Here is a 23,830-nt window from a genome sequence, read left to right on the forward strand (position 1 = left end):
CTGCGTAAAGAGGAGGGTAGGCAATGATTGCACTGCTATCAAGCATCTTTTGATTGATGTAGCGCTTTGTTCAAGACCCCACCACCTTCAGCCGCGGCTTCAGCATCTCGCCCACGGCATTCACCCCTGCCCGCAGCGGCGAGTCGATCAGGTGGGCATAGCGTTGGGTGGTGCCGATCTGGGTGTGACCCAGCAGCCGCCCGATCATTTCCAGCGAGGCCCCGCCCGAGACAAGGAGCGAGGCAAAGGTATGCCGCAAGTCGTGGATGCGGACGTCGGCGATGTCAGCCTGCACGCGCATCCGTTCCCAGAACCGCTTGAGATCGACCACCGGCTGGCCTTGCACATCGCCGGGGAAGAGGAAGGGGCAGCCCTTGGGCACGGCATCGCCGCGCAGGCGGATCAGAGCGACGGCCTCGTGCGAGATCGGCACACGGTGGACGCGGCGCTGCTTGGTGTAGGCGGCCTGCTTTGTCCAGATGGCCAGATCGAGATTGAATTGGTCAAAGGTGGCGGTGCGGGCCTCGCCGCAGCGGGCGCCGGTCAGCATGCACAGGCGGATGATACCGGCGGCGCGCTGATCAGGATCGGCACAGAGGGCCTCGGCGAGACGTTGGATTTCCTCGAAGGACAGGAACCGCTCGCGGGCCGTTTCGGGACGCTTGCGGAAACTGGTCGCTGGATTGTCGGTCCGTAATTTCCACGTGACCGCTAGGCTGAACATCTTGCGTAGCACCTCACCCACACGATTTGCGCGCACGGGCGTCGGCTTGAAAGTCTTCGGCGGAGACTTTGGTTTGGCCCCCTTTGATTTAGACGCCCGTGGCACCGCGATCGGCTTGACGGGTTTCTTCCAGACCCGCGGTCGCCCTGCCGCGACCTTTATCAGCAGCCTGTCGACATCGGTCGGCGTGATGTCGGTCACTTTGTGTGATCGCCAGTCGGGCAAGACCAGCGTCTTGAGCATGCTGGCCTGATCCTTGCTGCTTGAGGCCGACAGTTTCGGCAGATGTTCGTCGATGTACCGCTCGACCAGTTCGTCAACGGAGGGCGCGTGACGGGCATTGGTCCGCGTGTCCATCGGATCTTCGCCACGATCAATGTCGCGCTTCAGGCGCTTGGCCTCGTCCCTAGCGGCAGTGACCGACCAGCTCGGCCACGTGCCGATCGTCATGCGCCGTTGCCGCCCAGCGGCGCGGTAGATCAGGATAAACCCCTTCCGACCCGACAGGAACACGCACAGGCCAAAGCCCGCGCAATCCTCGTCGAACACCACATACTTGCGCGTGCCAATTTCGGCAGCCTTTACAACTCGTTCCGTCAAATGCGTGGCCATGTCGGTCCCCCTTTACGCACCGACTGAGCAAAGGGCACCTCTATAAATTGCCCCATCCCCCGCACTTCGGTATGGTGAGACAGTGAACTGGCATTGGGGATGCAACGATGGCGCAGATGGGTTTTTTCGATCTTTCGGACCGTTACGCGAGCCTCGATGCCAAAAGGGATCCGCTGGTCGAAATTGATGCCGTCGTGCCGTGGGAGGAGTTTCGTCCGGCTCTTGAGCGGGTCTGGCGCAAGCCTGTTGCGGATCGCAAGTCCCGCGCGGGGCGCAAGCCGATAGATGCGGTGCTGATGTTCAAGACGCTGGTTCTGAGCGCGCTTTACAACCTGTCGGATGATCAGATCGAATATCAGGTCCGCGACCGGCTTTCCTTTATGCGCTTCCTGGGGTTGGGCCTTGGTGACCGGGTGCCCGACGCCAAGACGGTGTGGCTGTATCGCGATGCGCTGGCGCAGGCCGGCAAGGTGGAGGAGTTGTTCGGGTTGTTTGACGGTCATTTGGCGCGGCGGGGCTACATTGCGCGCGGCGGTCAGATCCTGGACGCCTCCATCGTGCCGGTGCCGCGCAATCACAACACGCGCGATGAAAACGCAACGATCAAGAAGGGCGAGGTCCCCGAGGATTGGGCTGATAAGCCAGCGAAACGGGTGCAAAAGGATGTGGACGCACGTTGGACGAAAAAGCACGGCAAGAGCCACTACGGCTACAAGAACCATGTGAATGTGGACCGCACGCATAAGCTGGTCCGGCGCTACCACGTCACCGACGCCGCTGTGCATGACAGCCAGGCAGTGGATCATCTGCTGATGCAGGGCAACACCGGGTCTGGCGTGTGGGCGGATGCTGCTTATCGGTCCGAGGAGATGGAGGCCAAACTCCGCGCCTTAAAACTGAAAAGCCACATCCACCGCAAGGGCAATCGGGGCAAGCCGCTGACCGACCAGGCCAAGGGCAGCAACCGCACCAAATCCACCGTGCGGGTCCGGGTTGAGCACATCTTCGGCGCGCAGGCCAACGACATGGGCGGCACCCTGGTGCGCACCATCGGCTTGGTGCGGGCGAAGGCCAAAGTCGGCATGAAGAATCTCGCCTACAACATGCGCCGCCTCGGCCAACTGGGTCGCATCAACCCGCACCCAGCCTGAAAACGGTCGGCCAAGGACGCAGATCGCCCCGCGCATCGCTAAAAACGGCCCTGAACCGAAGGTCCGCGAGGCGAAATGGGCGGCAGATCATAAAAACCAAGGCAACAATCGGTCAGCTGAAGGTCGCTGCCGCGCTTCGGGCAGAACCTGCTATGCCGTTGCCGCGAAAACAGTCAAAAATCGAGGTGCCCCAAAGAGAATCGGCAAAGAGCAACATGCTCCACGCGTGCGTCCGGAATTCAGGGGGAAACCGGGGGAAACAAACCGGACATTAATCCGGGTCGAATGCGGTCGAATGCGGCTGTTTGCGGCAAAGCCCCAGATTTGTGCCAATCGCATCAGGCGGCCTTCAGTGAATGCCAGATCACCTTGATCCGCTGCCGGATGGTGCTTTCGTCGGGTGCGGACCCATGTGTGGAGTTGGCAATGAACCATTCCTGCATCTCGACGATCAGCGCCGTTTGCGTGGCCGGAAGGCCTCGATCAAGGATGCGTTTCATCAGCGCGATGTGAAAGCCATCCCAGTCGTATCTTCCGGGCGCACCGGGCCCGCCGCTGCGAGAACGGTTGATATCATGAGCTTGCTCGAAGCGCTCGATTTCGGCGGCGGTGATCATGATGTCGGCGGCGGTGAACCGAACGCCGCGCGCCGGGTCGGTTATCGTTAACCAGTCAGATGTCTTGGGACGACGCGCTTGTTTTACATACACTTTCTTTGCCGCATCACCGAACGGGCGGAACAGCGGCCGCACTTCGGTGCCCGGCACGCTGAGCAAACCAGAGGCGTTTTCGTCGCCAATTTTCACCTGGCCAAACGCCGCGACCAGATCGATTTCGTCCGAAATCGCCCAGTCCACAACCTGCGTCGGACTGCATGTCCAGCGTGCTGACACTTCGACAATCGTAAACAAACACCGCGCCGGGAACGCCATGACCTACCTCTTTTCGACCGCCCTGATGACCCTGCTTCCGGCAAAACGAAACCGGCCCCTGCCTCACAGCGGGGGAGATCACTTGGCGATTCTATGTGTGAACTGCTCGCCTTTAAGGTGTCAGAGTTCGCACTTTGTTCATATCAAAATCTGCGCGCCCGTCGCCGATTTCGGTGGATAAACGACCGGATTAATTACCCCGTTTGTTTCCCCCGGTTTCCCCCTGCATTCCGGTCGATCGACTGTGCTTGTCTGCCTTCACTGATTTGGCTGCGCCGCTCAAGGCCCGCCATACACCGGAGAAAGACATGAAAAACATCGCCTTGAAGGAAGTTGAGGCCTCAGCGCCAGAAGTGGACAGCGGTCTTTTGACCGGCTGGCTGGACCGGGCCAACCTTGCCCGGGAACTGACCCTTTCGGTGGATACCCTGCAGCGCTGGGAGACCCGCCGCATGGGCCCACCCTGCGTTCGGGTGGGGCGCAAGGTGCTCTACCGCATGGAGGCTGTCAGGGACTGGCTGCGCGAACAGGAGGCCCGCAAAGCGGGTGTCAGCCGCGCTGTCGCCGGTCGGCGCTGAGGGGGGAGATCATGGCGACCACCATCACCCCCAGCGGCACCATCCCGGTCACCGCGTTGATCGCGGAGGCCCAGCGCGAGTTGGATCTGCGGCGGCAATTCTACTGGTCCCGCGTCCGCGCGGGCAAGATGCGCCAGGATGAGGCCGACAAGCGCATCGCCCTGATGGCCACGATCGTCAAACGCCTGACCGTCACGGCGGCACTATGAGCCACAAAGCCACCAACTGGGCGATCCAGCAGAGCGGGCTCATGCCTGCGACCAAACTAGTGCTCTGGTATCTCTGCGACCGGCACACCCCGGACTTCGGGTGCTATCCGTCGCAAGACCAGCTGGCCGTCGATGCCGAAATCTCGCGGGCTTCGCTGAACACCCACCTGCGTAAGCTCGAAGAGGCGGGCCTGATCCGCAGGCATAGGCGCTCAGAACAGGGCACCAAACAGCGCAAATCGACGCGCTACATTCTCGGCTTCGAGGAAGATTTCGCCGAAAAGCCATGTCCAGATTCTGGACATGGGAATGGGCAAAAGCCATGTCCAAATCTGAAACAAAAAGGCGAAAAGCCATGTCCAAATCCACGACAAAGCCATGTCCAGATATTGGACACTAACTTAGTAAGAAAGAAAGAAACTACTACCGCGCGTAGCGCACACGCGAGCACGCATGACACGCACGCGAAGGAAGCCCCCGAAGCGGCCTGCCTCGCAGTCTGTGGCGAGGGTCTGTGCGCCGAGGCAAGGGCCGTGATCCTGGCCACCGCGCCGGTGATCGATGGCTGGCTGTCAGCAGGCTACGACCTTGATGCTGACATCCTGCCGGTGCTGCGTGCCCGCACCCTGCGCAGACGCGATAGCCCGATCCGGACATGGGCGTATTTCACTATGGCGATCGCGAAGCGCCACACCCAGCGGACGACGCTGGCTGCCAAGGCAAAAAGTGCTGGGGAAGTGAAGCAGACTGCCCGACCCACCGAGTACGAGATGCTGGTCCAAGCGGCCGGGTGGATCAATTCCGGTGGCTTCGTCCCGCCCAGCGCTGTGTCCACGTCAAAGCGCGCAGCGCTCTTGGCTGCAGGGCTGGTGACCGAGGCCACCCTGCGCGCCCGCCAGATTTATTGACCCGATTGGAGGCCCCGATGCCCATCACACCCCGCGAAATCGAAGATCAGTTTGAGGATGCAGCGCTCACCCTGCGGCGGCTGCCCAACCCCCCAGGCTCGGGCGCAAAGGGCTTTGGCCAGTCCTGGCCTGAATACGTCCACGATGCCAAGCAGGCCTATGGCTACGACGAGGTCAGGATGCGGGTCGTGCCCAGCGCCCGCGATATCCAGCGGATGGAGGATTGCATCGGCTGGCTGGCCTGGCTCGACCCCGAGGATGCGCGGATCGTCTGGCTGCGCGCCGAAGGGGTCCGGTGGCGGCAGGTCTGCATCCGTGCGGGGGTGGTGCGATCGACCGCGTGGCGGCGGTGGGCGGCTTCCCTCCTGACCATTGCCAAGCATCTGAACGCATTGGAGAAATCAGGGCGCAAGGCGAGCGCGCCGAAAAGGGTGGCGGATAGGAACGTAGTCAAACCGTTCGAAAGCGGGTCGGACACGTTGTTATGACGGGAAAACACGTCGAACTTCGGGCGCGACAGATGCAACACTTTCAGGGCATAAATTCCCTATGCTCGGAAGACTTGTGCGGATCAGATCGCACTGCCCCGCGCCCCTTGCGATGCCCCCCCGGCCCCCGGTTCCACCCGGGCTTGAGGTGTATGCGGGGGGCAGAGGCGCGGTAAGTCTCTAGCGTCAAACATTTTTTCTGGGTTCGCGCCTTGGGTGCGCACTCTTGGGTTCGCAGGTACGCACGCACCTGCTGATCGTCGTTTCTGCCTCCCTGCCCTGCCTCAACTGGCCCGGTGTTCATCACCGGGCCGTTCCTTTTTCAGGAGACTGTCCTTTGCAGATCGACATGATGCAGACCTCCCGGCTGGTGCCCTACATTCGCAATGCCCGCACCCATTCCGCCGATCAGGTAGCGCAGATTGCGGCCTCGATCGCGGAGTTCGGTTTCACCAACCCGATCCTGATCGGCGAGGACGATGTGATCATCGCCGGGCACGGACGGCTGATGGCAGCGCAATCCCTCGGCCTGGCACAAGTTCCGGTGATCGTGCTGGACCATTTGTCCGAGGCCCAGCGCCGGGCGTTGATCCTCGCCGACAATCGGATCGCCGAAAACGCCGGATGGGACAACGCGATGTTGGCCTCGGAACTGGCGGCGCTGCGCGATGAGAACTTCGATCTGGACATGATCGGCTTCGACGAGGCTGAACTCGAAGAATTGCTGGCGGGGTTTGAATTTGGCGATGCAGGCGCGTTGGGCGGCGAAGGGCAAGGCGGCGGGGTTGGCGACAGCGATCACCAACCGGCCGCCTCGTCCTCCGGCAGCTTGGCCGCGCGCTTTGGCATCCCGCCGTTCTCAGTCCTCGATGCCCGAAAGGGCTGGTGGCAGGATCGCAAACGCGCCTGGCTGGATATGGGCATCCGGTCGGAACTCGGCCGCGGCGAGGGCGATCGCGCCTGTCCCGGTGGCAGCCCGATGCCCGGCAACGGCTCGCGCAAGGATTACAAGCCCGGTGCCGCCAAGGCGTTCAACGACGGCGCGGTCCTCGGCGGTGGCGGGCTCGCCGATCAGGTCGCCAAGGCCGCCACCGCCCGCCGCCAGAAAAAGGAGGCCGCACATGGCTAAATCCCTCGCCCGCACCTTCGGCCAAGACCTAATGCGCGGCGAGCATGTGGTCGGCGCCGACAAAACCAACGGCGGCGTCCTGATGCCGTCGCATTCGTCGGGCGATCCCAGCTTCTATTCCAAGAAGCGCGCCAAGGAGGCCGAACTGGGCCATGAACTGACCACCGAAGCCTTCCTTGCCGATCATTACCAAGCCTCTGATGCCGCCACCGCCTCCGGCACATCGATCTTCGACCCGGTCCTGTGCGAAATCGCCTATCGCTGGTTCTGCCCACAGGGTGGCACAGTGCTTGACCCCTTCGCCGGTGGGTCGGTGCGGGGAATCGTCGCGTCCCAGCTTGGCCGGGCTTACGTCGGTATCGAACTGCGCGCCGAACAGGTCGCTGCCAATAAGGCGCAGGCGGCGCTGGGCGCTGGCCCTGCCCCTCGCTGGATCACCGGCGACAGCCGCGATATCGCCAAGCTGGCCAAAGGCATCGACGCCGATCTGATCTTCAGCTGCCCGCCCTATTGGAACCTTGAGGTCTATTCCGACGATCCGGCCGACCTTTCCACCCTTGGCAAGGAAGCGTTCTTCGATGCCTACGCCAAGATCATCGCCGGGGTCGTCTCCCGCCTGCGCGACGATCGCTTTGCTGTCTGGGTGATCGGTGATGTCCGTGATGTGGGCGGATTCTTTGTCAACTTGCCGGGCAAAACGGTCGAGGCCTTCGAGGCCGCAGGCGCCCGGTTCTACAACGACGCGATCCTCGTCACCGCTGTGGGATCGTTGCCGATCCGCGCCGGGCGGCAATTCGAGGCGTCGCGCAAACTCGGCCGCACGCATCAGAACGTGCTGGTATTCTGCAAGGGCGATCCCAAGCGCGCCACCGAGGCGGTCGGGCAGGTGGAGTTCGGCGAAATCGACGAGGCCGATGGCACCGGCGACGAGGCACCCCAAGAATGACCGCGCCGATCGTTCAAACCTATTCGGGAATCTGGGTCGTTCGCGATGATCTCCACCCGGGCGGTACCAAGGCACGGTTCATTGGCCGTGTGTTCGACGGAGTGCAAGAGGCGGTCTATGCCAGCCCTCCTGAAGGTGGCGCGCAAACGGCCTTGGCACATGTCGCCCGGGCGCTGGGCAAGAAGGCCACGATCTTTGTCGCCCAGCGCGCCAAGCCGCACGCCCGGACGCTGGAAGCGGCGCGGATGGGGGCGAAGGTGGTGCCGGTGTCGCCCGGATATCTGACCGTCGTGCAAAGCCGGGCACGGCAATATTGCCGCGACAGCGGGGCATCGCTGATCCCCTTCGGCGCTGACATCCCGGGCGCGACCGAGGCCCTCGCGGCGGCGGCACTGGCGACAGGGCTTGAGCCAGACGAGGTGTGGTGTGCCGCAGGATCGGGCGTCTTGGCGCGAGGTCTGGCGCTGGCCTGGCCGAAAGCCCGGCGGCATGTCGTCCAGATCGGGCGGGAACTGGCACCGAAGGACGTCGCCGGGGCACGGATACACGTCTACCCGCGCGCCTTCGGACAGGTGGCTATCATGGGGGTACCTTTTCCGGCTGACCCGCACTATGATGCGAAGGCTTGGGAACTGTGCGTGGCGATGCGCGGGCAGGGGCGTGTGCTGTTCTGGAACGTGGCTCCACTGCCGAGGGTGTGAGCTGCTAAAGCGCTAAGCCGTTGCCAATCGGACTCATTCAGCCGGATAACCGCCGGGCGTCTTCGGGAACGTCTCGTCAATGGGTTCGTTCTATCCTATAATCAAGCTTGGGAGAAAATCGCGCCGTGGAATATCGATTTCACATAGATGACAGTTTCACGCCTGCCACCATTCCGATGGAGCGGCTGGCTGAGTACATCAAGGCGTTGGCCCAGTTGATCGGCGAAACCGGTTCGGTTCACTTCGGCGGGGTCACTGAAGGGTCGGTTGTCTTGCATGCCGCGATCGATCAGCCTGCGCAAGTGAAGGTGCGCGAACGCGTCGGCGGCCTCGGCAGCCGTTCGACCAGCAGGGAAGTGGCTCGCGCTTTCGGCGTGTTGGACGACATGCTCCGGAAGGACAATGCCACAGGGAAGTTGGTTGAGTTCGGCGGGCAGGTGGTTATCCCGTTTCCCGGGCGAAACCGACCGGAACCCGTTGTATTTGGGCCCTTCCGGCAAGACGGGACACTGGAAGGCCAGGTCATCCGCGTCGGTGGCAAGGACGAAACCATTCCAGTTCATCTTCGTGACGGAGCCATTGTGCATACGGGCCTAAACGCGACAGAAGATGTCGCGCGCCGCATTGCACAACACCTTCTGGGACCAACTGTTCGGGTGCATGGGACAGGGACTTGGCTTCGCGAAGGCGACGGAACTTGGCAGCTTAAGAGCTTTCGCATCAGCGATTTTGAATTGCTGGATGAAACCCCATTGGATGGCGTTGTGGCGCGCCTTCGAGCCGTTCGCGGAAGCGGTTGGAGCGAAGTTCCTGACCCAGTACGAGAACTGCTGGAAGATCGACACGGAGGCACTGACCGCCATTGATCGCCGTATTCGATGCCAGCGTTTTGATTTTCCTGTTTGAGAAGGATGCCTCCGGCCCGCTTGAACCGGCTACGGGGCACCCTTTGCCGCAGTGCTACGAGCGGGTGAACCACCTGATAGAAACCCTGACGCGCGACCGGGCCAAGATCATCATTCCCACTCCGTCGTTGGCAGAGATACTGGTTAAGGCGGGCGCCGCAGGCCCGGCGTGGCTGAGGATCATGAGCGAGAACCGCTTTATCCGCGTTGTGCCATTTGACTTGCGGGCAGCAGTAGAGTTTGCCGCGATGCAACGCGATCATAAAGAGAGTGGCACAAAAAGGTCCGAACCACGACCAAAGGCCAAGTTCGACGACCAGATCATTGCAATCGCGAAAGTCGAAGGGGCGGAGGTAATCTACTCCTCTGATATTGGGCTTGCTAAGGAAGCCCCGCCACAGATCGAAGTAATCAGCCTTTCGGCGCTGCCCCTGCCCCCTCAAGACCCCCAAATGACAATGAAGTTAGAGAGTTTGTCGACCGATAAGATGGATCAGGATGATGCGGCCGCGGGCGCCTCAGAATAGGCGTCGGCTGCAGCAGTTCACATTTCGAGTTCTGAGCCAAGTGGTTCAATGCAGCATATCCGCTAGCCCCAACCCTTCAAACACCTCCCTCATCTCCGGATCAAACCCCGGATCGATCTTTGTCAGTCCATATCCATGTGCCCGGTTCCAAGCATCGATCTCCCGCAGTTCGGCGGCGAACTCCTCGGGCGACGCGGCCTTCTTTAAGGTCGTGTCGCCCTCACAATAGCTGAAGATCATCAACCGGGTCGGGTTGGCCCATGTCCCGAAGTAGGACGCGTCCTGCGCCGTATCGACTTGCGCCCAGCCCTTCTCGTAGCTGCAGAGCCCGAAATCATAGACGTATCGATCGCCGGGGCAGAACTCGCGGGTGATCTTCATGCCGTCACCTGCGCGCGGGCGGTGATGGCGATCACGCAAAGGTCGCGGTAGCGGGCAATGGCCTTGGGGCTCGACGAAACCGGATTGATCTCGAAGGCTTGCAGACCGGCGCTGTCGCCTGCCTCGGCCAAGGCCACGATCTGTGCCAGCTTGGCGCGGAAGCGGGCGTGGGTCGGTTTGGAGAAATCCGGCGCCTGCGGTAGCGCGCCGGTTTGCGCCTGATCAAGAATGGCCTGCCGTTTGCCGACCACCGGGGTGATCGCGGCCTTCGGTTCTTCCTCTTCCAACGGGATCGTCTCGCCAGAGGGGTCGGGGTTGCCGTAGTCCAGCACCAAGGTCAGCCGGGCCTCGGCCTGATCGACGGTGGCGGCGGTCAGGATCGAGGTGAAGGCGAGGGCCGCGCGCTCGACGCCGATCTTTGCAGCCAGCAAGCGGGCAAAGCTGTCGCCCGCCTTCTTGGCGCTGGTGGCCGGTTTGATCGGGGTTTCAGAAAGGCGCTGGGCGAGCATGTCGATATGCGCGGCGGTGAGGGCTTTGGTTTTCATGGGTTCGTTCCTTCAGGCGTTGGTGATGTGGGCGGAATGCCCCAGGGTGGTGACCGCGTAGATCATCGTGCGGCCGTCGCCGATCGCGGCGCCGAAGGCCTGCGCTTCGGGCAGGGTCGCAAATTGATCCCGCGTGCGGGTCGCAGGCGTGCGGCCCCGGGCGGCGACAAAGTGGGCGGCGTTCTTCAGGCAGAATTCTTCGTGTGTTGTCAGGGGCTTCATGGCGGTCTCCGTTGCGTTGCGATGGCTGCAGACAGCGCACGGTGTCAAAAGAGAGCAACTCCTAAGTCACTGAATAGATGAGGTTTCGGTCAGAATGGGAGTGTCCCGGCGAAGCTATGCCGCACAGCGCGGGGTCTCGGAAGCAGCGGTCCGTAAAGCCATTGCCACTGGGCGGATCACCACCTTGCCAGACGGCACGATCGACCCGGCGCGGGCGGATTCCGAATGGGGCGCCCAAACCGATCCGGCCAAGCAGCGCGGCCAGCATGCCAAACAGATGGGCGCGGAAACAGCCGCCGGGACAGCCAGGGCGGCGGCTACCAAGCCGGTGCCGCAGGCGGCGATCCGGGCCGTGGCGGACACGTTGCGCGATGCCGGAACCGATCCCGGCAGCCCCGAGGCCACCGGCGGCGAGGTGTCCTTCCTGCGCGCCCGGATGGCGAATGAGGTGCTGAAGGCCCAGACCGCCAAGGTCCGGCTGGAAAAGATGAAGGCCGAGGTGATCGACCGGGCCCGGGCCACGGCGATGGTCTTCGATCTGGCGCGGCGCGAGCGGGATGCCTGGCTGAACTGGCCGCCGCGAGTGGCGGCAAACATGGCGGCAGAACTGGGCGTCGATGCGCACCGGATGGAGCAGGTTTTGGACATGTATTTGCGCCAGCATCTGACCGAGATGGCGGAGGTGAAAATTGAACTCCGCTGAAACGTTCGACGGGGCCGAGGAGGTGCGCCGCGCCTGGATGGCTGGCCTTGCCCCCGATCCGTCGCTGACCGTGTCGCAATGGGCGGACCGGCACCGGGTCTTGTCATCGCGGGCAGCGTCCGAGGCCGGGCCGTATCGCACGGCCCGGACGCCGTACATGAAAGCGGTGATGGACGCGCTCTCGCCGCGCCACCCGGCACAGCGGGTGGTGTTTATGAAGGCGGCGCAGGTTGGCGCGACCGAGGCGGGCAACAACTGGATCGGCTTCTGCATGCACCGGGCGCCCGGGCCATTTCTGGCGGTGCAACCGACCGTGGATCTGGCGAAACGCCTGTCGCAGCAACGGATCGACCCGCTGATCGAGGAAAGCCCCGATTTGCGAGCGCTGGTCTTGCCGTCCCGCTCACGGGATGCAGGGAACACGATCCTCGGGAAACGCTTCCCCGGCGGGCAGCTGATCCTGACCGGCGCGAATTCGGCCGTCGGCCTGCGATCGATGCCTGCGCGCTGGGTGTTTCTCGACGAGGTCGATGCCTATCCGGGCGATGTTGACGGCGAGGGTGACCCAATCGCCCTGGCCGAAGCGCGGACCATCAGTTTCGGGCATCGGAGCAAGGTGTTTCTGGCCTCGACGCCGACCTTAAAAGGACTGAGCCGGATCGAGAGGGAATGGGAATTGTCCGATCAGCAGCGCTATCACGTGCCCTGCCCGCATTGTGGCGGGCTGCAATGGCTGCAGTTCGAGCGGCTGCGCTGGGAGCCGGGCAAGGCTGAGACGGTGCAGTATCTTTGCGAGCATTGCGACGCGCCGATCGCCGAACGGCACAAGACGTGGATGATGGCGGAAGAGAATGGCGCAGGCTGGCAAGCCACGGCGCCGCCCGATGTGCAGGCGGCGGCGAAGGCCGCGGGCGTGGTCGGGTATCACATTTCGGGGCTCTATTCGCCGCTGGGCTGGTTGTCCTGGGAGGAAATTGCCCGCGGCTGGGAAGGCGCGCTGGGCAATGACGCCGCGCTGAAGACGCTGAAAAACACAATCCTCGGCGAGACTTGGCAGGAGCGCGGCGAGGCGCCGGATTGGCAGCGGCTTTATGAACGTCGAGCCGATTGGCAGCTTGGGGTGGCACCGGACGGGGTGCTGCTTCTGACCGCCGGTGCAGACGTTCAGCGCGACAGGATCGAGGTGGATGTCTGGGGCTGGGGCCGAAACCTTTGCTCCTGGCTGGTCGATCACGTCGTTCTGGAAGGCGACACCGCCCGCCCCGAGGTGTGGGCGCAACTGTCGGCTTTTCTGGGCCAGACTTGGGAACATGCCTCCGGCTGCCGAATGGCGCTGGCTCGGATGGCGATCGATTCTGGCGACGGTGTGACGACCGACGCGGTCTATTCATGGGTTCGCGCAGCCGGGCGGGGTCAGGTGATCGCCATCAAGGGCGTGGCTGGGTTTGATCGCAGCACGCTAGTGGACGGGCCAACCTATGTCGAGGTTACCGAGGCCGGGCGCAAACTTCGCCGCGGCGTGCAGCTTTGGAAGGTCGCAGGCGCGGTGTTCAAGTCTGAGACCTACCGGTTTCTGCGCCTGATCGCGCCGACGGACGAGGAATTGGCCGAAGGTGGGGAATGGCCGCACGGCTTTGTCCATATTCCAAAAGGCACGACGGCAGAATGGATGAAGCAGCTGACCGCCGAACAGCTGATGACGATCAAGACCCGGCAAGGATTCCAGCGCTTGGAATGGCAGCAGACCCGCGAGCGCAACGAGGCGCTGGATTGCCGCGTCTATGCCCGTGCCGCCGCCTGGCTGATGGGGATCGATCGTTGGGACAATCACCGCTGGGAGCAGTTGGAAGCGCAACTCGACCGACCCACCGGCCCTGCCGAACCGCCACCCGCCGGGCAGCCGAACCGGTCCGCACCGCCAACAACTACAAAACGACCTGCCCCCTGGATGGGCACGAGAAAGAAATGGTTCTGACATGGCCTGGACACAAGCTGAACTCGACGCCCTGAAGCGGGCCTATGCCGCGGGCACTCTGCGCGTGACCTCGGACGGCCGCACGGTGGAATATGGCAATGCCGCAGACCTTCTGTCCCGTGTTCGGATCATCGAAAGCGAGATGGCGCAGATCACCGGCTTACCCCTGCCGGTTGCGGGCTTCGCCAGCTTTCGCCGGGGTGTGCGGTGACCAAGGCCCCGCCGATCATCCGCTGGGGCCTGATCGATAGGGCGGTGGCGCTGATTTCGCCGCGGGCTGCCTCGCAACGCTATGCCGCCCGGATCGCGCTGGGCAATCTGCGCCGGGCCTATGACGGTTCCGCAAAAGGCCGCGGCACCGATGGCTGGACCACCAGCGGCAAAGCGGCCGATGCGGAAATCGGTGTTGCGCGACAACCATCTTGGCCGGTGCCGACAACCACCTTGGCCGGTGGGGCTGAACGGAAGACGGGCATGCCCGTCTGGAGGGCAGCCCCACCGGCTTGAGTGATTTCGGGGAAGGTGCTGGTCGCTGCGGGTTGGTAAGCCGGGTTCCTCTGCCGTCAAACGGAGGATCCGGGTTGGCCTACAAACCCATCAACGACCAGCAATTGAGATTATACATGTCCGACCTCCGATATCACAGTCAGCGCACGTCGGCCGCCCGCGCCGGGTTCAGCGAGCGCACGGCCCGACGGTTCGATGCCAACCCGACGCTGCCCTCGAACCGCAAGATCGTTCACGGGCGCACGGTGGCCGATCCCCTCGAGGGTTATTGGGAGGGCGACATCCTTCCCTTGCTGGAGAGGGACAGCGCCTTGCAGGCCGTCACCCTGCTGCGCCACCTTCAGGGCCTGCATCCGCTGGCCTTCCCCGATGACCGCATCCGGCGCACCCTGGAACGGCGGGTGCGGCAGTGGCGGGCGCTGAACGGACCCGAGCGCGACATCATCTTCCGCCAGACGCCGGAGCCGGGCCGCATGGCCCAGTCGGACTTCACCCATGCCGAGGAGCTGGAGGTGACGATCGCGGGCCAGCTATTCCCGCATCTGCTCTACCACTTCGTCATGGTCTACAGCCGGTGGGAGCATGTCGGGGTGGTCCTGGGCGGGGAGAGCTTCACGGCCCTGGCCGAGAACCTGCAGCAGGCGCTCTGGTCGCTCGGCGGGGCACCACAGGAGCATCGCACCGACAGCCTCTCGGCCGCTTTCCGCAACCTGACGGCTGACCAGCGCCAGGATATCACCACGCGCTACAATGCCTTCGTCGGCCATTACGGCATGGAGGCCAGTCGCAACAACCGCGGCGAGGCTCACGAGAACGGCGCGGTGGAATCCCAGAACCGGCACCTCAAGAAAGCCATCGAACAGGCGCTGATCCTGCGCGGCAGCCGCGACTTCGCCAGCATTGAGGACTACCGCCGCTTCATCGACATTCTGGTGGCACGGCGCAACCGGCAGCGGGCGGCGGCCACGCAGGTGGAACGGGCGCATCTGAAGCCCCTGCCGCGCCGGCGCACCACCGACTTTACAGAGACCGTGGTTCCGGTCACCCGCACCAGCGGCTTTCTGGTCAAGAGCATCTTCTACAGCGCCCCGTCGCAGCTGATCGGGCAGCGCTTGCGGGTCCACCTTTACGACGATCGCCTTGAGGCCTTTCTCGGCAGCACCCTGGTCGTCAGCCATACAAGGGCGCGAGGTCGCGGCGATGGCCATCGCGTGCATGTCATCAACTACCATCACGTCATCCATGCGCTGCGGCGCAAACCGCAAGCCCTGTGGAGTTCGATCTACCGCGACAGCCTGTTCCCGCGAACCGAATACGCTGAGGCCTGGAAGGTGCTGCAGCGCGATCTGCCCCGCCGCGACGCCTGCCGCCGCATGGTCGACCTGCTGTTCATCGCCCACGACCGGGCCTGCGAGGCGGAACTGGCACATCTCCTGACGGACGATCTCGACGCCGGCCGGGCGCCGGACCCTGACCTGCTGACGCTCCGCCTGAGCCCGAAGCAAACGGCGCTGCCGACAGATGTCACCGTCGCCCATCCCTCGCTCGACAGCTTCGATGCCCTTCTGGGAGCCTGCGCATGACCTCCCGCGAGATCGACATCCACACGCTGCCCGGCATGCTGACCGCGCTGCGCCTGCCCAGCTTCCACAAGCTTTGGGCCGACATCGCCACCCGTGCCGACACCGAAGGCTGGCCCGCTGCCCGCTTTCTGGCTGTCCTCGCGGAATACGAACTGGCCGAGCGCGACATGCGCCGCATTCAGCGCCACATGAACGAGGCACAGCTACCGGCTGGCAAGACGCTGGCGACCTTCGACTTCAAGGCGCTGCCAACCCTGCCGCGCGCCCGGATCGAGGCCTTGGCGGCCGGCGACTGGCTGGAGGGTGGCGGCAATCTGATCGCCATCGGCAATTCCGGCACGGGCAAAACGCACATTCTCTGCGCGATAGGCCATGCCCTGATCGAGCGGGGACACCGCGTGTTCTATACCCGCACCAGCGATCTGGTGCAGCGACTTCAGGCCGCCCGCCGCGATCTGGTGCTCGAAGCCGCGCTCGCCAAGCTCGACAAGTTCGACCTGATCATCCTCGACGACATCACCTACGCCCACAAGGATCAGGCCGAGACAGGCGTGCTCTTCGAGCTGATCGCCCGGCGCTACGAATGCCGCAGCATCGCCATCGCCGCCAACCAGCCCTTCAGCGGCTGGGACCAGATCTTCCCGGACAAGGCGATGACCGTCGCCGCCATCGACCGGCTGGTTCATCACGCAGCGATCCTGGAGATGAATGCCGAAAGCTTCCGCCAGCGCGCGGCCGCCTCCAACAAAGAGGCGCTGAGCAGACCGCCAACGACAACCATCGCCGACAACAAGGACAAAGGAGAAGGCTGAGCGAAAAACAATTCCAGATACGCCAACCCAGCGGCCTAAAACCGGCCAACGTGGTTGACGGTCACGGACATGCTGGTTGACGCGCTACAAATCGGCGTAGCTGCACCGCTGCTGCGTGACCGGATGCGCGATCTGGTGCGCAACAACCCCCTCGCGGCCAAAGCCGTGGCGGTGCTGGTCAACAGCCTTGTTGGCACCGGCATCCGGCCGCGGGCGGCGAGTTCGGACAAGGCCATGAACAAGCTGGTCGACGATCTCTGGACGCGCTGGGCGGATCAATGTGACGCCGATGGTCATACGGATTTCCACGGGCTGCTGTCCTTGGCGATGCGGGAGACCATCGAGGGAGGCGATGTCTTCGCCTTGCGGGTGCGTCGCCCGCGCTCAGCCGGGCTGGTCGTGCCGCTGCAGATCGAATTGAAAGAGGCCGATCACCTCGATGCGGCGAAGTTTGAGGATCGGGCCGGTGGCGCGCGCATCCGTTATGGCATCGAACATGACAGCACCGGGCGGCGCGCGGCCTATTGGATGTATCCCGACCATCCGGGCGATGCCGGGCCGGTCTTCACCCGCCGCTTCGAGTCTGTCCGCATCCCGGCCGACCGGGTGGCGCATCTGTTTGAACGCCAGCGCGTGCAATCGCGCGGTGTGCCTTGGGGCACCCCTGCGATGGCGGCGCTGCGCGATGTCGATGATTGGCAGCGCGCGGAACTCGTGCGCAAGAAGACCGAGGCCTGCCTTGTCGGCATTGTGTTCGGCGATGATGAGACCCAGCAGTCGATTGCCCCGGTGGTTCAGGATGCCGATGGCAACCGGATTGAGCAGTTTGAGCCCGGCCTGATCGCCTATGCGCGGGGCGGCAAGGACATCAAGTTCAACCAACCCGCCGCAACCGCGGGCGTCTATGAGTGGCACCGGGTGCAATTGCACATCATCGCTGCTGGCTGGCGGGTGCCCTATGAGCTGATGACCGGCGATCTGAGCCAAGTGAACTTTTCGTCCAGCCGGGTCGGCCTGAACGAATTTCGCCGGATGGTCGAGGCGATGCAATGGCAGATGATCATCCCGATGTTCTGCCAGCCGATCTGGAACTGGTTCTGCGAGGCGGCCTTTGCCGCCGGGCTGATCCCCACGGCTGATGTGCCGGTTGAATGGGCGCCGCCGAAGTTTGACTCTGTCAACCCACTGCAGGATGCCACCACCGATCTGTTGGAAACCCGCGCCGGGTTCTCGACCATCGCGCAGCAGATCGCCAAACGTGGCTACGATCCACGCAAGGTGCTGGAAGAATGGCAGGAGTTTGCCCTGCTGGCCGACACAATGAACCTGATTTTTGACAGCGATCCCCGCAAGGTCAGCCGCGGCGGGCAGGTTCAAAGCCAAGACCCCGGATCGCTGGACGGCGAGACGTCCAAACCGCTGCCAGATCCCAGTTAAGCCCAAACGGAGCAAATCATGCCGAAAGACATCATCGATCTGCCCCTGCAAGGGCGGATGGCCTCGGTGCGCGCGGGTTCCGTCGACGAAGCCGCCCGCACGGTCGAGATCATCTGGACCACCGGCGCAACGGTCCGGCGCGCCCGGTTCTGGGACGAGGCGGTCGACGAGGAACTGTCGCTGGACGGATCAGCCGTCCGGCTAGACCGGTTGAATGGCGGCGCCCCGTTTCTGAACTCGCATGATGCCTGGTCGTTGGACTCGGTGCTGGGGGTTGTCGTCGACGGATCGGCCAGGATCGCCAATGGCCAGGGCACCGCCACGATCCGCTTCAGCGAGCGGGCCGATGTCGAGCCGATCTTTCGCGATATCGCGGGCGGCATCATCCGCAACGTTTCGGTCGGCTACCGCGTCCATCGCTACGACATCACCAAACGCGATGGCGCGCCTGAACTCTGGCGCGCTGTCGATTGGGAACCCTTGGAGATTTCGGCCGTCGCAATCGGCGCCGATCCCGGCGCGCGGGTCCGATCTGACGCCACCCGCACCGCCACGATGAACACCTGCACCCTCACCCGCACCACAAACGCAACCTTGGAGGCTCCTATGCCCGACGATATCCAACCTGCGGCAGCGCCCGCACCCGTCACGCGCGCCATCGATCCTGTCCAGCCCTCGGCGCCAGTGATCGCCCCAGCCGCGCCAAACGCCGACGCGATCCGTGCAGAGGCCCAGCGGGCCGCCGCAGATATCCTGACGCTTTGCCAGCGCCACGGCCTCGACAACGTCTTTGCCGCCGATCTGATCGGGCGCGGCGTCTCGCTGGACGCGGCTCGCGGCGCCGTGCTGGATAAGCTGGCCGAGGCCGATACTGTCGGCACCCGAACCGGCGCGACCGTGCCCGCCGCTGCTCGCGACGCTGCCGCCAGTGAAATCGCCTACCGCGATGCTGTGACGGACGCGCTGATGCACCGCCAATCCCCCGGCCTGCACAAGCTGACAGACGCGGCGCGTGAATTCCGCGGACTGAACTTGCTGGACATGGCCCGCCACGCCCTCGAACGCCGGGGCATCAGCACGCGGGGTCTGTCGCGGATGGAACTGGCGACCGAGGCCCTGCAGAAACGTGCTGGGCCCGGCTATCATTCCAGCGCCGATTTCCCGTTCATCCTCGCCAATGTCGCCAACAAGACCCTGCGCTCGGCATATGACAGCACCCCTCGCTCCTTCACCGCCTGGGCGCGGCAGGCGACGATCACCGACTTCCGCCCGGTGCAGCGCACCCAGCTTGCTGGGGCCCCAGACTTGCTCCGCGTGCCCGAAAGCGGTGAGTTCACATACGGCACAATGGGCGAAGGCCGCGAGGTCTATGCCCTGCTGACTTATGGTCGGATCATCGGCATCACGCGCCAGACGCTGATCAACGATGATCTCGATGCCTTCACTCGCATCCCCTCGGCGTTCGGGGCCTCGGCAGCGGACCTCGAATCCGATCTGGTCTATTCGATCCTGACCAGCAATCCGCTGATGGGCGACGGCGTGGCGCTGTTCAACGCAGGCCACGGCAATCTCGGCACCGCCGGGGCCATCTCTGAAACCACCCTGGCCGAGGCCTACCGCCTATTTGGCAACCAGCGCGGGATTGAGGCGCGGCAAATCTCCGTGCAGCCGCGCTATCTGATCACCCCGCCCGGCAGCCGGTCGGTCGAGGCGCGCAAGAACGTCACCGCCACCACGCCCAATGCTGTCGCAGGCGTCAACGCCTTCGCCGGTCGCTTGGAACCTATCGAAGAGCCCCGCCTGATCCCAGCGGCCGGGGCCGATCCTTGGTTTCTAGCGGCCGATCCGAACCGGATCGACACAGTGGAGTACGCCTATCTCGATGGCAGCAACGGCGTTTACACCGAAACCCGGATGGGCTTCGAGGTCGACGGCATGGAAATCAAGGCCCGCCACGATTTCGCCTCCAAGGCCATCGACTGGCGCGGGCTCTACCGCAACGCGGGCGTCTGATCAGCAATCATTAGCGGCGTCGCCATGAAGGCTGCGCATCTTCCCCCAAATCTCAGGAGACTTCTGATGAAAAACTTCATCGGCGTGGGCAACCGCGTCACGCTTGTCGCAGCCGCCGTCACCACCTCCGGACAACCAGTGCTGATCGGCTCGCTCTTCGGTATCGCCGAGAACGCCGCCGCGATTGGCGAGCCATTGGTGCTTGTGATGAACGGCATTTACGATCTGACCAAGACCGCTTCGCAGGCCTGGACGGTCGGCCAGCTGATCTATTGGGATGTCGCGACCTCCCGGGTGACAAACGTGGTGGCGACCAACAAGTTGGCGGGCGTCGCCGTTCTGGCGGTCGGTGCCGGTGCAGGCGAGACCACAGGCCGCGTGCGCCTCACCGCGGCCAGCGCCAATTGACCGCCTTCGATCTGGCCACGAATTCGCTCTTCGCGGATCAAAACCTTGCCGTCGATGCGCTGCTGCGTGTCGGCGGTACGGGCCTTGCGCTGGCCATCCGCGTGATCCGGGCAATGCCGGACGGGTTTGCCAGTTTCGGCGAGGGGCGGTTCGTCGTCGACACCGTTCTGTTGAACATCCGCCTCGCCGATGCCGCAGCGCTGACGGCGGGCGACACAGTGGAAATCGCGGGCCAGCAGCACGAGATCCAAGGCACTCCAACCCGCGACACCTACCGGCTTGTCTGGCTCGCGGAGGCCCGGGCGCTGTGAAGCTGCTGGCCGACATTCAGGGCGATATCCGGGCCATGATGAAAGAAGAGTTGGAGGCCGCCGAACGCGCAGTGACGGCCGGGGTTTCCGAGGCGGCAAGCGGCTTGCAAACAGCCTGGCGCGGCCAGATCACCGGCGCAGCGCTGGGCCAAGGCCTCGCCAACTCGATCCGCAAGAAGCTTTACCCGACCAGCGGCGCTTCGATCCGGGCGGCGGCGGTGATCTATTCGAACGCCTCCAAGGTGGTCGATGCCTTTGACCGCGGGGCCCTGATCCGCGCGAAAAACGGTTTCTGGCTGGCAATCCCGACCGCCGCGGCCGGAAAAAAGGGCGTCGGCAACAAGCGGATCACGCCCGGCGGTTGGGAACAGCGCACCGGCAAGCGGCTGCGGTTCGTCTTTCGGCGCGGGCAACCCAGCCTGCTCGTGGCTGAAACCCGGCTGAATTCCAAAGGTCGGGCAGTGGTGTCCAAGTCAAAAACCGGGCGCGGGCTGGCGACCGTGCCGATTTTCATCCTCGTGCCGCAGGTAAAACTGCCCAAACGCCTGAGCTTGGAGGGCCCAGCACGCGAGGCAGAGGCGCGGCTGCCGGGGCTGATCGTGGCGAATTGGAGGGAGGTTTAGTAACCAGCTTCCCGCTGATGGCGAACAGCAAGGATAACCGCCGTCTCGCCGTCAAAACGATAAAGCGACACATATCCGCTTTCACCAAAGGGGATCAGCCACTCGCGGAACTCTGGCTCCATATCCTCGATCGGTCGGCCAATACCGGGCTGATCACGCAGAATTTGCATCCCCTCACGAACGGATTTGGCTGCGCGGCGGGCTGCATCGGGGTTCTTGTCGGCAAGGAAGCGATACAACCGCTCGACATCCCGCAGGGCTGCGGGCGACCAGATCAGTCGTGGCATTCAGGAACGGCCGCCTCTTCGCCCGCTTCAAGCTTGGCGAGCCAGGCGTCGGCTTTGTCATGGGTCACATGCTTGCCGGTCGCCTGATACTCCTGCCAAGCCTGTAACCCGGCCTGCCGGAACGCCTCGCGCTTCTCTTCACGCTCCACGAATTGCGCCACAGCCTCTCGCAGCATCCAGTGGGTGGATCGATCTTTGGCATCCGCCAGCCGCTTCAGGCGGTCACGAATGTCCTGATCGAGCTTTACGGCAAGGGGGCGGACGGCATTCATGAGGGCGACTCCGAACAGGTATTCACAGGTATTACCTTTAGCACGGCCGCGACCATCGCAGAAGTCACAAATCCGCAAAGGTGAGAAAATGCCCACCATCCGCGAAACCATCCTCACCATGCTGCAAGCGCGGCTGCAAAGCCTTGCCGCTACTGTCTTGCGCGATGAAGTGCTGCCAGAGCGCATTCCGCCAGCCGGGCTGGTTATCTTGCGCGACGGCCAGCCGGGCGAGCCGGAGGTGACGCTATCGCCGCTGCGCTATCACTTCCAGCATCGGGCGGAGTTAGAGGTAATCGTCCAAGCTGCAAATGATCGAGCGGCGGCTTTTGACAGCCTGATCGCAGCAATTGGCACTGCGCTCGCTGCCGATCGCACCCTCGGCGGCCTCTGCGACTGGGTCGAGGCCGAGGCCCCGGCTTCGGTCGATCTGCCGGTTGACGGCGCCGTTTCGCTAAAGGCGGCGGTCGTGACAGTTCTGCTGCATTACACCACCGCCGACCCGCTGGGCTGATCCCGGCAAACACCCCACCCCAACAATAAGGAGACCCCCATGGCACGTGCGCAAGGCGCGCGGGCGCAGATGGCGCTTGCGTATGAGACGGTTTACGGCACCCCGCCGGTCAGTGGGTTCCGGTTGATGCCCTTCGCCCGGACAACGCTGGGGTCGGAACAACCTCTGCTGGAATCCGAACTGCTGGGCTATGGGCGCGATCCGCTCGCCCCGATCAAAGACGCTGTCACCGCCGATGGCGAGGTTGTGGTGCCGATCGATGTGGAGGCCTTCGGCTTTTGGCTGAAGGCCGCGTTCGGCCAGCCGACCACCGCTGGCACGACGCCCAAGACCCATACCTTTCAATCGGGCAACTGGACACTGCCCAGCATGGCCGTCGAGGTCGCCATGCCGGAGGTGCCGCGCTTTGCGATGTATTCCGGCTGCGTGCTGGATCAGCTTAGCTGGCAGATGCAGCGGTCGGGCCTGCTGACAGCCACCTCCCGCCTCGTCGCGCAAGGCGAAACCATCGCCGCCGCCACCGCCGCAGGCACGCCCACGGCGCTGGGCTTACAGCGCTTTGGCCATTTCAACGGCACCGTAAAGCGCAACGCCACTGTATTGGGCAATCTGGTCTCAGCCGAGATCACCTATTCCAACAACCTCGACCGTATCGAGACCATTCGCGGCGATGGCCGCATCGATGGGGCTGACCCGACCAAGGCCGCGCTGTCCGGACGAATCGAAGTGCGTTTTGCCGACAGCACGCTGGTCACCCAGGCGATCGACGGCAGCCCTTGCGAGTTGGAGTTCAACTACAGCCTCGGGGCCAACGCGAGTTTCACCTTCACCGCGCACGCCGTCTATCTGCCGATCCCCCGGATCGAAATCGCCGGGCCGCAAGGTGTGCAGGCCAGCTTTGACTGGCAGGCCGCGAGGGCAACCAGCCCCGCCCGCATGTGCACCGCCGTTCTCGTCAACACCCTTGCAGGATACTGATCATGATCCGACTGAACCTGACAGCCACCCCGCAATGGCTGGACCTCGCTCCTGGCCTGCGCTTGCTGGTCGGCCCGCTCACCACCGCCTTGATGGTGTCTGCCCGGGCGGACATGGCCATCGAAAGCTTACCCGAATCCGCCACGACCGAGGAACTCGCACTGGCCATGGCGAAAGCTGTCGCCCGCCGGGCCATTCTGGACTGGGAGGGTGTTGGCGACGATGAGGGCAACATTGTTCCCGTCACGCCCGAAGGTATCGACGCCCTGCTGGAAATCTGGCCGGTCTTTGAGGCCTTCCAGACCGGCTATGTCGCCAAGGGGCTGATCCTGGACGCAGAAAAAAACGGCTCCGCGCCCTCGCCGAGTGGTCCTTCGGCGGGGGCGACCGGTATTGCGCCGCCTGCGCGGGCCCCTGCCCGGACTGCCCCGCACGACTGAACCGCCCACAGA

The 23,830-nt window shown here is 63.7% G+C and carries 31 protein-coding genes; 24 read left to right on the forward strand and 7 right to left on the reverse strand.

The window, feature by feature from the left end:
• Positions 1-70: 70 nt before the first annotated feature.
• Complete coding sequence (locus RNZ50_26185) at positions 71-1,336, reverse strand: tyrosine-type recombinase/integrase (GenBank protein ID MDT8858450.1); 1,266 nt, start codon at positions 1,334-1,336, stop codon at positions 71-73.
• A 107-nt stretch (positions 1,337-1,443) separates the two neighbouring features.
• Here RNZ50_26185 and RNZ50_26190 point away from each other — a divergent pair, with 107 nt between their 5' ends.
• The gene (locus tag RNZ50_26190) at positions 1,444-2,487 is read left to right on the forward strand and encodes an IS5 family transposase (GenBank protein ID MDT8858451.1); all 1,044 of its coding nucleotides are present in this window, start codon (positions 1,444-1,446) and stop codon (positions 2,485-2,487) included.
• Positions 2,488-2,825: 338 nt separating this feature from the next.
• Here RNZ50_26190 and RNZ50_26195 read toward each other — a convergent pair whose 3' ends face one another.
• A complete protein-coding gene (locus RNZ50_26195) occupies positions 2,826-3,419 on the reverse strand; it encodes a hypothetical protein (GenBank protein MDT8858452.1) in 594 nt (197 codons plus the stop codon).
• 308 nt (positions 3,420-3,727) lie between these two features.
• Between RNZ50_26195 and RNZ50_26200 the strand changes: the two genes are divergently transcribed.
• From RNZ50_26200 to RNZ50_26240, 9 genes are all read left to right on the forward strand, one after another.
• Complete coding sequence (locus tag RNZ50_26200; GenBank protein MDT8858453.1) at positions 3,728-3,997, forward strand: transcriptional regulator; 270 nt, start codon at positions 3,728-3,730, stop codon at positions 3,995-3,997.
• Positions 3,998-4,008: 11 nt separating this feature from the next.
• Complete coding sequence (locus RNZ50_26205) at positions 4,009-4,206, forward strand: hypothetical protein (protein ID MDT8858454.1); 198 nt, start codon at positions 4,009-4,011, stop codon at positions 4,204-4,206.
• On the forward strand, positions 4,203-5,114 hold the full coding sequence (locus tag RNZ50_26210) for a helix-turn-helix domain-containing protein (protein ID MDT8858455.1): 912 nt from the start codon (positions 4,203-4,205) through the stop codon (positions 5,112-5,114). The genes RNZ50_26205 and RNZ50_26210 overlap by 4 nt, the downstream gene beginning before the upstream one ends.
• 17 nt (positions 5,115-5,131) lie before the next feature.
• Complete coding sequence (locus RNZ50_26215; GenBank protein ID MDT8858456.1) at positions 5,132-5,602, forward strand: DUF6362 family protein; 471 nt, start codon at positions 5,132-5,134, stop codon at positions 5,600-5,602.
• Positions 5,603-5,939: 337 nt separating this feature from the next.
• Positions 5,940-6,731, forward strand: coding sequence for a ParB/Srx family N-terminal domain-containing protein (locus RNZ50_26220; GenBank protein ID MDT8858457.1), 792 nt, complete (start codon positions 5,940-5,942; stop codon positions 6,729-6,731).
• The gene (locus tag RNZ50_26225) at positions 6,724-7,677 is read left to right on the forward strand and encodes a DNA methyltransferase (protein MDT8858458.1); all 954 of its coding nucleotides are present in this window, start codon (positions 6,724-6,726) and stop codon (positions 7,675-7,677) included. The genes RNZ50_26220 and RNZ50_26225 overlap by 8 nt, the downstream gene beginning before the upstream one ends.
• Complete coding sequence (locus tag RNZ50_26230) at positions 7,674-8,378, forward strand: pyridoxal-phosphate dependent enzyme (protein MDT8858459.1); 705 nt, start codon at positions 7,674-7,676, stop codon at positions 8,376-8,378. Before RNZ50_26225 ends, RNZ50_26230 begins: the two co-directional genes overlap by 4 nt.
• A gap of 125 nt (positions 8,379-8,503) precedes the next feature.
• On the forward strand, positions 8,504-9,244 hold the full coding sequence (locus tag RNZ50_26235) for a hypothetical protein (protein ID MDT8858460.1): 741 nt from the start codon (positions 8,504-8,506) through the stop codon (positions 9,242-9,244).
• Positions 9,241-9,810, forward strand: a complete 570-nt coding sequence (locus RNZ50_26240; GenBank protein ID MDT8858461.1) for a PIN domain-containing protein — start codon at positions 9,241-9,243, stop codon at positions 9,808-9,810. Before RNZ50_26235 ends, RNZ50_26240 begins: the two co-directional genes overlap by 4 nt.
• A 45-nt stretch (positions 9,811-9,855) precedes the next feature.
• Here RNZ50_26240 and RNZ50_26245 read toward each other — a convergent pair whose 3' ends face one another.
• The 3 genes from RNZ50_26245 to RNZ50_26255 are packed head-to-tail and all read right to left on the reverse strand — an operon-like array spanning position 9,856 to position 10,958.
• On the reverse strand, positions 9,856-10,191 hold the full coding sequence (locus RNZ50_26245) for a hypothetical protein (protein ID MDT8858462.1): 336 nt from the start codon (positions 10,189-10,191) through the stop codon (positions 9,856-9,858).
• A complete protein-coding gene (locus RNZ50_26250; protein ID MDT8858463.1) occupies positions 10,188-10,736 on the reverse strand; it encodes a hypothetical protein in 549 nt (182 codons plus the stop codon). Before RNZ50_26250 ends, RNZ50_26245 begins: the two co-directional genes overlap by 4 nt.
• A gap of 12 nt (positions 10,737-10,748) precedes the next feature.
• Complete coding sequence (locus tag RNZ50_26255; GenBank protein ID MDT8858464.1) at positions 10,749-10,958, reverse strand: hypothetical protein; 210 nt, start codon at positions 10,956-10,958, stop codon at positions 10,749-10,751.
• A gap of 94 nt (positions 10,959-11,052) precedes the next feature.
• On the opposite strand from RNZ50_26255, the gene RNZ50_26260 reads away from it, so the two are divergent.
• The 11 genes from RNZ50_26260 to RNZ50_26310 all read left to right on the forward strand — a co-directional run bounded on the left by RNZ50_26260 (position 11,053) and on the right by RNZ50_26310 (position 21,330).
• The gene (locus tag RNZ50_26260; protein MDT8858465.1) at positions 11,053-11,661 is read left to right on the forward strand and encodes an elements of external origin; all 609 of its coding nucleotides are present in this window, start codon (positions 11,053-11,055) and stop codon (positions 11,659-11,661) included.
• A gap of 37 nt (positions 11,662-11,698) precedes the next feature.
• Positions 11,699-13,636: a phage terminase large subunit family protein gene (locus RNZ50_26265; protein MDT8858466.1), complete on the forward strand. Its 1,938-nt coding sequence runs from the start codon at positions 11,699-11,701 to the stop codon at positions 13,634-13,636.
• 1 nt (position 13,637) lies between these two features.
• On the forward strand, positions 13,638-13,847 hold the full coding sequence (locus RNZ50_26270) for a hypothetical protein (GenBank protein MDT8858467.1): 210 nt from the start codon (positions 13,638-13,640) through the stop codon (positions 13,845-13,847).
• Entirely contained in the window at positions 13,844-14,143 is a 300-nt protein-coding gene (locus RNZ50_26275; protein ID MDT8858468.1) for a hypothetical protein, read from the forward strand. The genes RNZ50_26270 and RNZ50_26275 overlap by 4 nt, the downstream gene beginning before the upstream one ends.
• A gap of 74 nt (positions 14,144-14,217) precedes the next feature.
• A complete protein-coding gene (gene istA / locus RNZ50_26280) occupies positions 14,218-15,726 on the forward strand; it encodes an IS21 family transposase (GenBank protein MDT8858469.1) in 1,509 nt (502 codons plus the stop codon).
• Positions 15,723-16,538 (forward strand): IS21-like element helper ATPase IstB, encoded by an 816-nt coding sequence (istB, locus tag RNZ50_26285; GenBank protein MDT8858470.1) that lies wholly within the window; start codon positions 15,723-15,725, stop codon positions 16,536-16,538. Before istA ends, istB begins: the two co-directional genes overlap by 4 nt.
• 69 nt (positions 16,539-16,607) lie before the next feature.
• Positions 16,608-17,975 (forward strand): phage portal protein, encoded by a 1,368-nt coding sequence (locus tag RNZ50_26290; GenBank protein ID MDT8858471.1) that lies wholly within the window; start codon positions 16,608-16,610, stop codon positions 17,973-17,975.
• 18 nt (positions 17,976-17,993) lie between these two features.
• Complete coding sequence (locus tag RNZ50_26295) at positions 17,994-19,988, forward strand: peptidase U35 (GenBank protein ID MDT8858472.1); 1,995 nt, start codon at positions 17,994-17,996, stop codon at positions 19,986-19,988.
• A 66-nt stretch (positions 19,989-20,054) separates the two neighbouring features.
• A complete protein-coding gene (locus RNZ50_26300) occupies positions 20,055-20,396 on the forward strand; it encodes a DUF2190 family protein (GenBank protein MDT8858473.1) in 342 nt (113 codons plus the stop codon).
• The gene (locus RNZ50_26305) at positions 20,393-20,707 is read left to right on the forward strand and encodes a hypothetical protein (protein ID MDT8858474.1); all 315 of its coding nucleotides are present in this window, start codon (positions 20,393-20,395) and stop codon (positions 20,705-20,707) included. Before RNZ50_26300 ends, RNZ50_26305 begins: the two co-directional genes overlap by 4 nt.
• Positions 20,704-21,330, forward strand: coding sequence for a DUF6441 family protein (locus RNZ50_26310; protein MDT8858475.1), 627 nt, complete (start codon positions 20,704-20,706; stop codon positions 21,328-21,330). The genes RNZ50_26305 and RNZ50_26310 overlap by 4 nt, the downstream gene beginning before the upstream one ends.
• Here RNZ50_26310 and RNZ50_26315 read toward each other — a convergent pair.
• Positions 21,327-21,617 (reverse strand): type II toxin-antitoxin system RelE/ParE family toxin, encoded by a 291-nt coding sequence (locus tag RNZ50_26315; GenBank protein ID MDT8858476.1) that lies wholly within the window; start codon positions 21,615-21,617, stop codon positions 21,327-21,329. The two genes, RNZ50_26310 and RNZ50_26315, sit on opposite strands and share 4 nt — an antisense overlap.
• The gene (locus tag RNZ50_26320; protein ID MDT8858477.1) at positions 21,605-21,988 is read right to left on the reverse strand and encodes a CopG family ribbon-helix-helix protein; all 384 of its coding nucleotides are present in this window, start codon (positions 21,986-21,988) and stop codon (positions 21,605-21,607) included. Before RNZ50_26320 ends, RNZ50_26315 begins: the two co-directional genes overlap by 13 nt.
• On the opposite strand from RNZ50_26320, the gene RNZ50_26325 reads away from it, so the two are divergent.
• From RNZ50_26325 to RNZ50_26335, 3 genes are read left to right on the forward strand one after another with little or no spacing between them, the layout of a single operon-like run.
• Positions 21,978-22,400, forward strand: a complete 423-nt coding sequence (locus tag RNZ50_26325; GenBank protein ID MDT8858478.1) for an acyl-CoA transferase — start codon at positions 21,978-21,980, stop codon at positions 22,398-22,400. The two genes, RNZ50_26320 and RNZ50_26325, sit on opposite strands and share 11 nt — an antisense overlap.
• A 39-nt stretch (positions 22,401-22,439) precedes the next feature.
• On the forward strand, positions 22,440-23,378 hold the full coding sequence (locus tag RNZ50_26330; GenBank protein ID MDT8858479.1) for a phage tail tube protein: 939 nt from the start codon (positions 22,440-22,442) through the stop codon (positions 23,376-23,378).
• A gap of 2 nt (positions 23,379-23,380) precedes the next feature.
• Positions 23,381-23,818, forward strand: coding sequence for a hypothetical protein (locus RNZ50_26335; protein MDT8858480.1), 438 nt, complete (start codon positions 23,381-23,383; stop codon positions 23,816-23,818).
• The last annotated feature ends 12 nt before the right edge of the window (positions 23,819-23,830 follow it).

The sequence above is a fragment of the Paracoccaceae bacterium Fryx2 genome (assembly GCA_032334235.1).
Taxonomy (GTDB): domain Bacteria; phylum Pseudomonadota; class Alphaproteobacteria; order Rhodobacterales; family Rhodobacteraceae; genus JAVSGI01.

Excerpts from the sequence above, each read along its gene's own strand:
- RNZ50_26315 (MDT8858476.1), bottom strand. The coding sequence starts at position 21,617 with ATGCCACGACTGATCTGGTCGCCCGCAGCCCTGCGGGATGTCGAGCGG.
- RNZ50_26200 (MDT8858453.1), top strand. The coding sequence starts at position 3,728 with ATGAAAAACATCGCCTTGAAGGAAGTTGAGGCCTCAGCGCCAGAAGTG.
- RNZ50_26290 (MDT8858471.1), top strand. The coding sequence starts at position 16,608 with ATGCTGGTTGACGCGCTACAAATCGGCGTAGCTGCACCGCTGCTGCGT.
- RNZ50_26335 (MDT8858480.1), top strand. The coding sequence starts at position 23,381 with ATGATCCGACTGAACCTGACAGCCACCCCGCAATGGCTGGACCTCGCT.
- RNZ50_26185 (MDT8858450.1), bottom strand. The coding sequence starts at position 1,336 with ATGGCCACGCATTTGACGGAACGAGTTGTAAAGGCTGCCGAAATTGGC.
- RNZ50_26205 (MDT8858454.1), top strand. The coding sequence starts at position 4,009 with ATGGCGACCACCATCACCCCCAGCGGCACCATCCCGGTCACCGCGTTG.
- RNZ50_26320 (MDT8858477.1), bottom strand. The coding sequence starts at position 21,988 with ATGGTGGGCATTTTCTCACCTTTGCGGATTTGTGACTTCTGCGATGGT.
- RNZ50_26270 (MDT8858467.1), top strand. The coding sequence starts at position 13,638 with ATGGCCTGGACACAAGCTGAACTCGACGCCCTGAAGCGGGCCTATGCC.
- RNZ50_26265 (MDT8858466.1), top strand. The coding sequence starts at position 11,699 with ATGGCTGGCCTTGCCCCCGATCCGTCGCTGACCGTGTCGCAATGGGCG.
- RNZ50_26215 (MDT8858456.1), top strand. The coding sequence starts at position 5,132 with ATGCCCATCACACCCCGCGAAATCGAAGATCAGTTTGAGGATGCAGCG.
- RNZ50_26190 (MDT8858451.1), top strand. The coding sequence starts at position 1,444 with ATGGCGCAGATGGGTTTTTTCGATCTTTCGGACCGTTACGCGAGCCTC.
- istB (MDT8858470.1), top strand. The coding sequence starts at position 15,723 with ATGACCTCCCGCGAGATCGACATCCACACGCTGCCCGGCATGCTGACC.
- RNZ50_26255 (MDT8858464.1), bottom strand. The coding sequence starts at position 10,958 with ATGAAGCCCCTGACAACACACGAAGAATTCTGCCTGAAGAACGCCGCC.
- RNZ50_26260 (MDT8858465.1), top strand. The coding sequence starts at position 11,053 with ATGGGAGTGTCCCGGCGAAGCTATGCCGCACAGCGCGGGGTCTCGGAA.
- RNZ50_26325 (MDT8858478.1), top strand. The coding sequence starts at position 21,978 with ATGCCCACCATCCGCGAAACCATCCTCACCATGCTGCAAGCGCGGCTG.
- RNZ50_26300 (MDT8858473.1), top strand. The coding sequence starts at position 20,055 with ATGAAAAACTTCATCGGCGTGGGCAACCGCGTCACGCTTGTCGCAGCC.
- RNZ50_26230 (MDT8858459.1), top strand. The coding sequence starts at position 7,674 with ATGACCGCGCCGATCGTTCAAACCTATTCGGGAATCTGGGTCGTTCGC.
- RNZ50_26210 (MDT8858455.1), top strand. The coding sequence starts at position 4,203 with ATGAGCCACAAAGCCACCAACTGGGCGATCCAGCAGAGCGGGCTCATG.
- RNZ50_26295 (MDT8858472.1), top strand. The coding sequence starts at position 17,994 with ATGCCGAAAGACATCATCGATCTGCCCCTGCAAGGGCGGATGGCCTCG.
- RNZ50_26225 (MDT8858458.1), top strand. The coding sequence starts at position 6,724 with ATGGCTAAATCCCTCGCCCGCACCTTCGGCCAAGACCTAATGCGCGGC.
- RNZ50_26250 (MDT8858463.1), bottom strand. The coding sequence starts at position 10,736 with ATGAAAACCAAAGCCCTCACCGCCGCGCATATCGACATGCTCGCCCAG.
- RNZ50_26330 (MDT8858479.1), top strand. The coding sequence starts at position 22,440 with ATGGCACGTGCGCAAGGCGCGCGGGCGCAGATGGCGCTTGCGTATGAG.
- RNZ50_26195 (MDT8858452.1), bottom strand. The coding sequence starts at position 3,419 with ATGGCGTTCCCGGCGCGGTGTTTGTTTACGATTGTCGAAGTGTCAGCA.
- RNZ50_26245 (MDT8858462.1), bottom strand. The coding sequence starts at position 10,191 with ATGAAGATCACCCGCGAGTTCTGCCCCGGCGATCGATACGTCTATGAT.